At 51.1% G+C, this 11,461-nt stretch carries 11 protein-coding genes; 2 read left to right on the top strand and 9 right to left on the bottom strand.

Going from position 1 to position 11,461, the window contains the following annotated elements; genetic code table 11:
- Positions 1 to 322 (top strand): cupredoxin family protein (locus tag OES20_10480; GenBank protein ID MDH3635121.1); only part of this gene is annotated, 322 nt, incomplete at its 5' end.
- A gap of 304 nt (positions 323 to 626) precedes the next feature.
- Here OES20_10480 and OES20_10475 read toward each other — a convergent pair.
- The 5 genes from OES20_10475 to OES20_10455 form a co-directional block, all read right to left on the bottom strand.
- Positions 627 to 1,250 (bottom strand): CDP-alcohol phosphatidyltransferase family protein, encoded by a 624-nt coding sequence (locus OES20_10475; GenBank protein MDH3635120.1) that lies wholly within the window; start codon positions 1,248 to 1,250, stop codon positions 627 to 629.
- Positions 1,247 to 2,236 (bottom strand): phosphatidate cytidylyltransferase, encoded by a 990-nt coding sequence (locus tag OES20_10470; GenBank protein ID MDH3635119.1) that lies wholly within the window; start codon positions 2,234 to 2,236, stop codon positions 1,247 to 1,249. Before OES20_10470 ends, OES20_10475 begins: the two co-directional genes overlap by 4 nt.
- Positions 2,233 to 2,991: a VTT domain-containing protein gene (locus OES20_10465; protein MDH3635118.1), complete on the bottom strand. Its 759-nt coding sequence runs from the start codon at positions 2,989 to 2,991 to the stop codon at positions 2,233 to 2,235. The genes OES20_10470 and OES20_10465 overlap by 4 nt, the downstream gene beginning before the upstream one ends.
- On the bottom strand, positions 2,988 to 3,851 hold the full coding sequence (locus OES20_10460) for a metallophosphoesterase (protein ID MDH3635117.1): 864 nt from the start codon (positions 3,849 to 3,851) through the stop codon (positions 2,988 to 2,990). Before OES20_10460 ends, OES20_10465 begins: the two co-directional genes overlap by 4 nt.
- Before the next feature lie 513 nt (positions 3,852 to 4,364).
- Positions 4,365 to 4,886, bottom strand: a complete 522-nt coding sequence (locus OES20_10455) for a universal stress protein (GenBank protein ID MDH3635116.1) — start codon at positions 4,884 to 4,886, stop codon at positions 4,365 to 4,367.
- A gap of 304 nt (positions 4,887 to 5,190) precedes the next feature.
- Here OES20_10455 and OES20_10450 point away from each other — a divergent pair, with 304 nt between their 5' ends.
- A complete protein-coding gene (locus OES20_10450) occupies positions 5,191 to 6,594 on the top strand; it encodes a fasciclin domain-containing protein (GenBank protein MDH3635115.1) in 1,404 nt (467 codons plus the stop codon).
- 238 nt (positions 6,595 to 6,832) lie between these two features.
- On the opposite strand, the gene OES20_10445 is transcribed toward OES20_10450, so the two are convergent.
- From OES20_10445 to OES20_10430, 4 genes are all read right to left on the bottom strand, one after another.
- Positions 6,833 to 7,402 (bottom strand): hypothetical protein, encoded by a 570-nt coding sequence (locus tag OES20_10445; GenBank protein ID MDH3635114.1) that lies wholly within the window; start codon positions 7,400 to 7,402, stop codon positions 6,833 to 6,835.
- 369 nt (positions 7,403 to 7,771) lie between these two features.
- Positions 7,772 to 9,100 carry a rhodanese-like domain-containing protein gene (locus OES20_10440; protein ID MDH3635113.1) on the bottom strand — a complete coding sequence of 443 codons (1,329 nt, stop codon included), beginning with the start codon at positions 9,098 to 9,100 and terminating at the stop codon, positions 7,772 to 7,774.
- A gap of 13 nt (positions 9,101 to 9,113) precedes the next feature.
- Positions 9,114 to 10,061, bottom strand: coding sequence for an MBL fold metallo-hydrolase (locus tag OES20_10435; GenBank protein ID MDH3635112.1), 948 nt, complete (start codon positions 10,059 to 10,061; stop codon positions 9,114 to 9,116).
- A gap of 455 nt (positions 10,062 to 10,516) precedes the next feature.
- Positions 10,517 to 10,750: an ATP-binding protein gene (locus OES20_10430; protein MDH3635111.1), complete on the bottom strand. Its 234-nt coding sequence runs from the start codon at positions 10,748 to 10,750 to the stop codon at positions 10,517 to 10,519.
- Between the last annotated feature and the right edge of the window lie 711 nt (positions 10,751 to 11,461).

Here is an 11,461-nt window from a genome sequence, read left to right as displayed (position 1 = left end):
TGACATGAACGACCAGATGCGTTTTTCGCCGGACCTGATCAAGGTGAACGGGGGCGACGTGATCCGTTTCGTGCACACCAATTCCGGGCAACTGATGCACGAATTCGTGCTGGGCACCACGGAATCGCTGGCGCAGCACGCCGAGATGATGAAGAAATTCCCGGGCATGGAGCATTCCGAGCCCTACATGGCGCACGTTCCCCCCGGCAAGAAGGGTGAAATCATCTGGAAGTTCACGGAACCCGGCGAGTTCGGTTTCGGCTGCCTGATTCCCGGACATTTCGACGCTGGCATGAAAGGCAGGGTCATCGTCGGTCCCTAGCGATCAAGGGCGTCGACACTGTTCCTGGAGTATGTATCCCGGTGACGCCCTGAATCAGCTACTTCCGGGCCAGCCCGCAAGCGCGTGGCCCGAGGGCCCGTTGGCTGTTGCGGGATCGAAATATGGTGACAGTTAACTTAATCTCATCTCGTAATTAGGTGAACTGTCACCACATTTTCTCGAGTGTCCGAAAGTGGCCGTTCTCAGAAGCCCAGAAAAAGTTTTTCAGCGTCTCCTTTTGGGAAGACAGACTCCCGGACCTCACTATCAGCAGTCGAGATCGATCCGGAATGACACTTAATAATTATACAGCCTTACTGTCACGCCAGGCATGATAGATCGATGTGACGTCAGCGCGCCAAGCCGGGGAAATGTAGGTAATCAGTAGGGCTTCGAAATTGGTTATGGTTACCGCCACGGCGGCGACGCGCAGAGGCCAGAGAGACATGTCGCTAAAGAGTGTTATCACGGCAACAGCCGTGAGTAACCACGAAATCTTGGCGGCACGGGTGTGATAGCTCGGCCAGCGTTTGTATTTCCAGAAGCCCACAGCGGTGGATATCAGATATGTTACGAGGGCAGCACTGATCCAAACGAGTTCAGACTGCAGGCTGTCGCCATACATCGTCACTATTCCAAATAACAGGGCCGCATAGAGTGCAGCGTCAGCCCAACTATCGAGGCGCGCCCCCAGCACCGTGCGCTGGTTGAGCAGGATGGCAAGCTTACCGTCGAACCAGTCCGTCAGGGCGAGAAAAATGAAGCACCAGAGGAAGACCTCGTTTTGGCCCTGCCAGGCGATCGGAATAAGGACGAACGAGCCGATCAGACGGATAACACAGAGAAAATTCGGAACTGTCAGTAACCGATTGAAAACCTGAGGCTCGAGATCGGCGTCTGTTTCGTGGCGTTTGCTGGAACGCTTCACGCCGTCCACCAGATTACGAAATACAGGAAGACAGGTGCGGTTACGGTAAGGCTATCGACGCGGTCGATGATACCGCCCATCCCCGGCAACAAGTTGCTACTGTCTTTGACGCCGGCATCACGCTTGATGGCGGACATGTTGATGTCCCCGAGGAAGCCCGCAAATGAAATTAGTATCGCCGCCAGAATAGGAGTAACCCAGGGACGTAACGACTCCGGGATCGAGAAAGGCCCCGCCTGTTGGTCTAGAGTCGTGAGCCACGGTGCGATGAGCGGCGCGAGTATCACGATGACCAGCATCCCTCCGAAGAATCCCTCCCAGGTTTTATTAGGTGAGATGACAGGCGTGATTCGGTGGCGTTTATGGGCCCCGAACAGCCGACCGACGATCGCTTGGAAAATATCATCTGCCTCCGTAAGGATGACGAGGAACAGAAACCAACCAGCCGGACCCAGGGGCGCGGAGGAAGTAGCGGGAATTATCATCAGCAGTGCAGCATGGGAGATCCCATAGCCGAGAAACATGATCGCCCAGAGCAGACTTCCCGAGGAGCGAATATAGCCCCCTGGCTCACCTTTTATTAGCAGCGACACGGCAAGCACAATAAATGAGCCAATCGGCAGGAAAATAGTGAACAGCGAGATTGATTCAAACAGGATTAACAGGTAATTAATTACGATGAGCCCGTAGCCAGAGCGAATGGCGAGTTTATCCTCTGATCGGGCACCAAAAAATTTTGTGATCTCGAACCAGGCGATGCAGCTAGCGCTGGCGAGCAGTAGACAGATCCCGATCCGTCCGGTTAGCAGCCCGGTACTCAAGACAATGGCAAGCAACCACCAGGTCCGCAAACTGGCAAACCGTTTGCGCCGTATTTCCTCGCCCGCATTTCGCAGAGCGACAAAACGGGCTATCGATCCGGCCACCAGACTGGCGAATAACGCGATAATGGCCCAGTAAAGAGCCGATTCATTAGCCATGATCATGTTTTTTTCCGTTCTGATTCATGGTTGTTCGCTTCATGGTGGCGAGTCTTGAAAGCGAGAATTCCAAAGTGGCCGAGCAGCCAGCGAATCAGAGGCGCCAGCGCGGCGCAGCCCACCATGGCTAAAATGAGCGGCAGGTCGATAAATGCGCCTGGCCCACTGCTCGCCAGTTCACGCAGCGAGGGCAGACGAACTCCCACGTAAACCCAAATGGCATTGACGGGCAGCATGCCTATCGCAGTGGTCCAGCAGAAGGTCCAGATTCGAACACGGCTCGCCCCACTGATCGGGTTGACGATCGAATAGGGTGCGTGTGCCATTCGCAGCGCAAGCAGGTAGAATGCCCCTTCCAACTCGAGGTGTTTGTTCATAAGCGCGACGGGATTGGCGTAGCGACGTTCGATGCTTTCCCGGAATAGGTAACGACTGAGGGAGAAGATCGTCAGCGCAGCCAGGGTGAGACCGACCGTGACGATGGTCACGGCTTGCCAGAACCCGAACAGCCAGCCATATACGATTGCTTTTCCTCCGGTTCCTGGAACCAGCGATAACCCGGCATATATACCAAAGCCAACAATGAAAGCACGCCACGGGTTGAGTGCGATGTATGCGCGGACACGGTCCTCCTGCTCGGCCAGCTCCGCAAGCGAGATTTGATTGTTGACATACCAGGCCAGCCCTGTCAGAAGAATTGCGGCACTTACCAGGATAACCAGTTTTCGTTTGTTTCGCGTAGTCGTCAGCTGCGTGCTCACGGTGGTGCAGCGTGGGAGCGGGACTCTGTAACCTCTAGTTCTCGTCCCGGGCGGGGGAAGCTGTGCTTACTCAGCGGTGCAAATTTGCCCTTCTCTTCGAAGTAAAGATAATGGGTTACCGTGAGAGTCTGTGAACCTGTCTCAATCAGGTTGAAGGTGTTTTCGTTACGCTCTCTTCCTTTTCCGCGACTGGACGTGGTAGTGCCGCACTGGACGATAATTACGCCGCGGTCGCGGTGATGCCCGGGAAAGAAGTCAAGCGAATTCCCAATGTAGGCTCGATGCAGATGCCCGCCTAAAATCATTTCGACCTTTTGGTCAACAAAGCAGTCGATCGCGCGCTGTGCGCCGGGCATTGCGATGTCGAAAACACGGTCATGTCCGGGGGCAAACTGATGATGAGCGACAACAATTCGGACTTTATCGTCGGTTACCCCGGCAAAAACCTTTTCGCTATGTTCGAGTTGATGGCGATCGAGCCGACCATTGGAGATGCTACGTAGTGGCGCGGTGGAATCGAGACCAACCAGTACTGCGTTACCGACATGGAGGACCGGATTAAGTTCTGGTGAGATGATTTCGCGGTAAAGTGCGTGTGGCCTGACTAGACGTTCGTGGATTCGCCAGAGCGCCACATCATGGTTACCAGGAATAATGAGCATAGGGTAGTCTGACATACGGTCGAAGAACCGACGTGCCTCTTCGAACTGATGACGCTTGGCCCGCTGTGTCAGGTCGCCACTAATAACGATCGCATCGGGAGCGAGCAAAGGGATGGTTTGCAACAAGGCCTCTGCGACCGCAGGCAAGAATGGCGGCCCGAAATGCAGATCGGATATGTGAAGGATTCTGGCCGGCATATTAATTAATAGACGATACTGAAACTGACTCCCGATGCATCTGATGTAGATCAATGAATGAGGTCATGTAGTCCGTTTTTTGGCAGAATCTCTAGGGATACAGCAGTACTGGGGACAGCATACCTATTTACTGGTTGCTGGCTTACGTCCCAGTCTTTTCGGCGTCAGTTCTTCGCCAGTGATGACTCCCAGCTTGCGTATAAAATCAGTGAATAGGGATTAAACCATATTTATAAATCAAAATAAGGCGGACGACCCCCTATTAGCCAACCTCGAGCCCAAAAAACCATAGCTTTCTTTAGCAAGCCACTGAGGGTCTGTTCCTGGCCGAAGATTGCCCCCTGGTTCGGTTCGCCGAGGGTCTGCTATTGAGAAAGCTGCCGCTCAATCTCGATGCATCAGCGGCGATAACCGACCCAATATAGATACTTACACCCGTTCTCAACGATACTGGTATTAGCTGACAGGTAGCTGTCATTCATATTGCTTCAACCGGATTAAACCCTAACCCTTTTACTTTACAGTAAGTACTGAACATTCCGCGCGTTGAGAAACCTTGTGTGAAACACTGCCAGTTACGAAGCCTTTTAGATTACTAAGCCCCCGCCTTCCCATAACAATTATGTCGGCATCCACTTTTTTGGCAACATCAAGAATACAATTTGCAAAGTCCCCGTCGCGGATTTCCGTCGTAACATTTGCCACACCGGCCTGGCTGGCACTTTTTGATGCATTTTTTAGCAATTCCTCTCCGATTAAAACAATTACCCTGGCTTCCTTTTCGTCGTTTACACTTCCAAGGAACCGAGCAATAGACTTGTATGTATCTTCCTTGCTACGTACCTCTGGCCGTTTGGGGTCAAGCAGGTTCTCCACTTCAGCCATGCGAGAAAATTCGCTAGGGGGATGATCATGGGTCAGAACATGAACGAGAGTTAGACTGGCTTCGTACCTGGAAGCCATATCTATAGCCACATCCTGGGCATGTTTCGCGGGATCGGAGCCATCGATTGCAAGGACTATGTTTTTTATCACGGATTAATCTCCAAATTTGCTACTGAAATAGCTGCTATTGAAACCGGAATGCTAGCATTACAGCAGCTCTCTTTGAAAGAGAAGAATAATTTCTGAGTGTCGGCTCCTTATAATCGGGAGTCACTGAACTCTTAGTTTTGAGCGTCAGCTAACGAGAAAGCAGACACTCAAAACTAAAATTTCAGCTTCGGCTAACAACCCTTTCCAGCCACTAAGACCAGGCTGAGCAGTTCTTTTTTGGTCATGTGAATCCATTTCTAGTTTGCTTGCGTATCGATTCACTTTAACACCACCGGAGAACACTATGAAAGCCATCTACAAATCCCTGACAGTTGCGTTGCTCGCAACCACGCTGGTCGCGTGCAGCACCAGCGACGACGACGATAATAATGACCTGCGCGCAATTGACCCGGGTAACATCGTGGAAGTTGCTGAGGCTAACGGTTCATTTACAACGCTAGTTGCTGCTCTGAAAGCATCTGGCCTGGACGCCGTCCTGGCTGACGAAACACGAGACTTCACCGTTTTTGCTCCAACGGACGCAGCGTTCACAGCCGCATTGGCTGATTTGGGGATAACCGCTGCCGACTTGTTAGCATCGCCAAATCTTGCTGACATCCTGCTTTACCATGTCGTGGCGGATGCAGAGATTGATTCCTCCGCAGCAGTCGCCGCCGCTGGAACCACTGTGACCACGGCGAACACGGATGACATTGGCGTCTCCCTGCAGGGCATGGATCTGTTCATCAATGCGTCCCGGGTAGAAACGCCTGACATTGACGCAAACAACGGCGTGATCCACGTGATTGACGCAGTTTTGTTGCCAACCGTGGACGATCCGGCTTCAGGCACGATTGCTGCCGTTGCAGCCGCGAATGGTAGCTTTGACACTCTGGTGCTCGCGCTGCAAACAGCTAACCTGGATACGGTGCTCGCCGATGCGGCCGGAAAATTTACCGTGTTTGCCCCGACCGACGCGGCATTCTACACCTTTCTGACAGATGCGGGAATCACTGCTAATGACTTGTTGGCTTCGCCAGATCTGGCTGACATTCTGCTGTACCATGTAATATCGGGTGCGGAAGTGAATGCCGCCGCGGCAACCGCGATAGCTGGCAACACCGTGGAAATGGGAAATACTGATAATATGGCGCTGTCATTGAGCGGTACTGACCTGTTTGCCAACTTATCCAAAATCAGCGCACTGAATGTCGATGCCAGCAACGGTATCATTCACGTTATCGATACCGTATTGACGCCACCGGCTGATGCCGCTGCTCCGACCCAGACGATTACCCAAATCGCACAGGCGAGCGGAAACTTTACAACCCTGGTTCTGGCGCTTCAGGCTGCTGGTCTCGATGCCACACTGAACGATGCTTCAGGTGACTTCACTGTTTTTGCTCCGACAGATGCGGCCTTCACAGCACTGCTGCATCATCTGGGAATAAGTGCTGCAGATCTGCTGGCATCACCGGATCTGTCAAAGATTCTGCTGAAGCATGTCGTTTCCGGGTCTGTCGATTCAGTGACCGCCTTTACCCTCAACGGAGCCGAAGTTATGACACTCAATCCTGATGGCGAAACGGTCGAATTCGAAATCGACTCCGGTCAATTCACGGTTGATGGAGCGCAGGTCACGACCTTCGATATCGTCGCAACCAACGGTATCATTCATGTGATCGATGCGGTTATTACACTCGACTAATAGTGATCAATTACATCGCTAAAACCAAAAAGCAGGTCCTTTACGGCCTGCTTTTTTTGCCTGCCTGTTTGTAGAGAATGTCGTGGGGCAGGAAGTAATATTGTTATTTGCGGGGAAAGTCACTCAATCTTTTTCAGCGTTGATTAAGAATTGAATAAATGACCGTAACTGGCCGAAGATTGCCTCCTACCAAAGCTTTATGAGGATCTGCTTACGAGAAAGTAGGCCTTCATCCATGCTAATCAGGCGAATAGGCAAAAAATAACCCAATACTGGTGGCGTCATCACTTATCTCGTCTGTTTCATAGTCCATTTCGGTTAGCCTGATACCGAAATAAAAGCCAGGCGTTAATTCGTAGCGGTATTGTAAAATTAAACCGATGGCATCATCAAACTCGATCTTAACTGGCGCAAAACCATCAATATCCGATTTGTATTCCGGGCCAATGTGGTAACTCGCTCCAGCACCGAACTGGTGTTTTTCAAAGAGCCAGCAGTAAATTGAATCGAAAGTGATGACATCGAAATCAGCATCACCATTACTCGCGTCCAATCGACGCCGTATGAATCCCAGCGAAAATGACAATGTTCTGTCTTTGTCTTCGCCAAAGGCATTTTCGATCCCAAGGGCAAGTTTTAAACCTCCACCAAGATTGACCTCATCTTCAGTAGTAAATGCCCCATAGTAATACCCGCTCCGCTCGGCGGATGCATAGGTTTCACCACCTTGCTCAGCTGACAATTCAAAATAAATATCTGCGTTAGCTGCAGCAGGTAGAAATAAAACTACAAATAAAAATCCTTTCATTTAGATGCCAGACTAAATCCCCTAACCGAGGTCTTGCTGACATGAATCAACTAAAAACAATTTGGCAACCGGGATCTTCAATTGCACTAGTGGTGTGTCTGCCTCTGGCCGAAGATTGCCTCCCGCCAGTGTTATATGAGGGTCTCCGTCGGAGAAAGCAGCCACTCAAAATCCAAAAACCAGCGGAGATTTACAACCCAAGGCGACTCTCGTCGAGTTGCCCGCTAAAATCGGATTCGACATTTGTATTCTGCTGGAGCAGGTTGAAGACCAGTATCGGAAAATAGAAAATTCGAAAATAGATCATATTAACCCGCACATCGCGGCCTACTATCCCGGACCTCACCGAAAAAAGAAAAATAGGCAGGATTATTCGAATTCCATCGCGCGAAAAACGCGGTCGGCATTGGGTATGGCGAGCTCGTAAAATGTGTCGAGGTGCGCATAGGGGGACTGATCGACATTGTATGCTTGTTGAAGGTCTCCACCTTCGTCAATGACTTCGGCTATCTTTTCACGCAAATAAACCAGGTAATCCCGGGTAAAGCGAGTGACCTCGGTCATATCCGTTGGTTCGCCGTGGCCGGGAATGACTTGTTTTGCGCCGAGTGCGGCGAATCTTTCCCAAGTTTCGATCCATGCTGCAGTATCGGTATGGTCGAAAATCGGTAGCAGACGTTGGTGAAATGCCATGTCGCCGGAAATGACGAGAAACTTGGCTGGAATCCAGGCAACAACATCTCCCGGGCTATGCGCGGGGCCGAGGTACAATAGCCTGACCTCGAGTCCACCGAGATCGACGACAAGTTCTTTATCGAACGTTTGATCCGGCATCGCCAGCCGTGTATGGCGAGCCTTTTCCCCGTTGCGCAGTTGCATTCGCTGCAGCACTTCCACGCCGTGTAATTCAATTTCCCGGGCAGTATCGACGTGGGCAATGACCGGCACCCCCTGCTCCTGCCAGTAGCTGCTGCCGAGCATTGCGTGCCCCTGGCCGTTTTCGAGCACGACTGCCTTTACCGGCAGCGCCGTGATTTTACGGATTTCGTCATGTAGCGCTCGGGCCAGCAGATAATTATCGCCGGCGTTGAACACGAGCACGCCGGATGCACCAATGACGAACGACAGGTTATTGTTGTGTCCCGAGTTAGCGTAACTGCCGGGCGAAGTCGCGCCGATCGCCGACCAGACGCCATCAACGACCCGTTCGGGTTTGCGAAACAGCATCGAGTCCAGCGCGCGGTCGGTAAATTTGACCGGCTTGCCCGCGTCACGCCATTCAAAAAATCCGGGCGCGTAATTCTTAACGTTGGAGTAACCCATTTTTTCCAGGGTTTCCGCGGCCAGCGGGCTGCGCTGGTTGATACCGCAATAAACCACGATCGGCGTATCCTTGTCGGGCACTTCATTGGGCATGCGGAACTCCAGCCAGCCGCGCGGCAAGATGATCTCACGGCGGGCGTCAATCATGCCGCCGCGCGCATTGACCTCGCTTTCGTGGCGTACGTCGATCACCACGAGCTCAGGCTCCTCAGCAATCAGGATTTCGAGTTCCGCGGTGTCGATATTGTGTATTCGTTGATTGACCTGATCAAGATACTCAAGTCCAACCAGCGGGCGGGTTTCCTGCGTGCTGCCGGTCATCGGCGCCAGAAACAGGGAGCTGACGAGTGCGGTATAGAGGTATCGTATATTCATCTGCAACTCTTAATTATTGATTCAAAAGCTCTTGTTCCAACGACAGGAATACCTGGTAGGCGTTGATGCGATTGCCGTCGGAAAACGTCGGCAGGTGCTCGAATTGCGACCAGTCGGTTTGCGCATAAATTTCGTCGAAGCTCATCAAGTCTTCGACGCCGGCGGTGAAAGTATCGCGCATGAATTGTAGATAGCGACGCGTCAGACTGAGCGTTGCGGCCGGGTCGAAGGAGGCCGGGCCATGACCCGGCACCAACGCGTGCAAGCCGCCAGTCTCGAGTTTTTCGAGTGTCTGCAGCCAGTGGGCGGTGTCGCCATTACCAATAAAAGGAATGCGCTCCTCAAAAATCAGATCGCCCGAAAATAACACGTTGTCGGGCTCTACCAGCAAGATCAGATCGCCGTCCGAATGCGCCTTGCCCTGATAATTAATGGTGATGCGCTTGCCGCCAATAGTAAAGCTGGAGGATGATTCGATAATTACATCCGGTGGCACCAGGATGGTGTTTTCGTCGACCCAGGGCTCGAGCGAAAAGCGCCGTTCGTCGAGCCTTTCTGCTGCGGTCTCCGATTCGAGGTAATCGTTTGCGCCCTTGGGCGCATAGATGACCGCTCCGGCTTCCTTGAGCACTTGCAATCCGTAGATGTGATCGGCGTGATAGTGGCTGGCGTAAACGCGTTTAATGGGTTGATCTGTTTTGGTACGGATCAGCCCCAGCAGCATGTGCGCAAGCGAGGGTGTACCGAGGGCATCGAAAACGATAACGCCGTCACTGGTGATGATAAATCCGGCATTTGAAATGAAGCCCTGGTTATCGGTTGCCACTCTCGCCTTGCCTTGAACATAATAGACATCGGGAGACAAAGCCTGGAGCTGCATCTCCACAGTCGCAGGCGAATACTCGGTCGCCGCGCAAAATTGTGAAAGCAGCATCAACAGCAAGATCAAAAAGGTTTTCAAGAAATGCCCTCCACGGAATTACCGCCATTTTCGGCAAGGCTTTGTGAAAACGGAATACTCACGTTGGGGGGAGTCGACAAACTTCGAACCGAGATCGACTATTTCGAAAGGGGATCAGGCATTTGGCCCCTTACCACCGAAACCCACCTGAAAACCCCAATATATTCAAGGAATAGAGCCTTTCCTGTGGGGCTATGCCGTCTAACTTATCGGTGGCCGGTCAACATACTTAATGCGGCTTTGCTGCGGGGTCTGTTACTGGCCGAAGATTGCCTCCCACCAGGGTTTTATCAGCGCCTGCTTACGAGAGAACAGACGCTCAAATTCTATATGTCAGCGGCAATAACCAAACCGAAGCGGAATTTTATTGGTTTTGAAACCAGATAGTCAAGTGATCGAGGTCGATGGAAAAACCTGATCACATTTGCTCTTAACTAAGCCCTCAATTACTCGATCTAAAGGCCAATTAGTTCGGCGTGTAGTCCTTGTTCTTTTGCTGTCTTAACGAAAGCTAAAGAATTGACAACATTTGGATCATATGCAATTACCAACAGATGTGGTTTTTCGTCCTGGCAATCTGCGGCCATTACACCATCCAAACCAAATAATTTATCGCGTAACTTTTCTCGATCTTCATGACTGGTGTTTTCATCGATATGCATTGTGATATCGGCTATTTGATCAGACATAATACTCCCCTATCAAAAAACATCTGGATTCTATACACACCAGCTCGCCTGATACATATCCCTATTATTAGGTAACCTTGTCTTAAGGGGATAGAAGCACAAAATATATAAATCAGGCCAGACCGATCTATTTTGGCAAATTGACGAGGTATTCTTTTTTTTCTAAATAGTCGTGAAGATATCGTAAACGTCTGTTTCTGGCCTAAGATCGCATCCCACCTGGATTTTATGAGGACCTCTTCTGGAGAAAACAGACCCTCGAATCTTTCATTTTAACAGGCCTCAGGTATCAGGTTTGCTGATTGAACGACCTTCCGCTATCCAGGACGTGATTCCATCCTGGACGTTTTAGACATTTTTGTACCCTCCCTTCGTCTCCAACCAATTGGACAATCTCGCAGTACGGTTCCCCGTTCGACAGATCACCGCAAATTCCTCATCCGGCTGGACAGTTTTTTCAGGTATTAAAAATCAGGCAGAAGCAAAGTAAATATTTTCTGATATTAGAATGCATAAAGAACTCCGGGTTGTAAATCTTAATCAGCCTAGATCGTTGGATTCGCAGCTACCGGGCAGTATTTCCAGACCAAGGGTATTGTCAATTGCAGCAAATATATATATATCGCGAAAGGGGTGTAGTCGATCTTTCAAATAATGGACATCCTATGCCAATCATGCGAGTAACGAGGAAATAGACGACCGACTTCTAGC

This window comes from Gammaproteobacteria bacterium (genome assembly GCA_029862005.1).
Lineage (GTDB): Bacteria > Pseudomonadota > Gammaproteobacteria.
The sequence above is the reverse complement of the archived record's forward strand: the minus strand, read 5'-3'. Positions and strand labels throughout refer to the sequence as shown.

Excerpts from the sequence above, each read along its gene's own strand:
- OES20_10460 (MDH3635117.1), bottom strand. The coding sequence starts at position 3,851 with ATGCCGGCCAGAATCCTTCACATATCCGATCTGCATTTCGGGCCGCCA.
- OES20_10450 (MDH3635115.1), top strand. The coding sequence starts at position 5,191 with ATGAAAGCCATCTACAAATCCCTGACAGTTGCGTTGCTCGCAACCACG.
- OES20_10430 (MDH3635111.1), bottom strand. The coding sequence starts at position 10,750 with ATGTCTGATCAAATAGCCGATATCACAATGCATATCGATGAAAACACC.
- OES20_10445 (MDH3635114.1), bottom strand. The coding sequence starts at position 7,402 with ATGAAAGGATTTTTATTTGTAGTTTTATTTCTACCTGCTGCAGCTAAC.
- OES20_10440 (MDH3635113.1), bottom strand. The coding sequence starts at position 9,100 with ATGAATATACGATACCTCTATACCGCACTCGTCAGCTCCCTGTTTCTG.
- OES20_10470 (MDH3635119.1), bottom strand. The coding sequence starts at position 2,236 with ATGATCATGGCTAATGAATCGGCTCTTTACTGGGCCATTATCGCGTTA.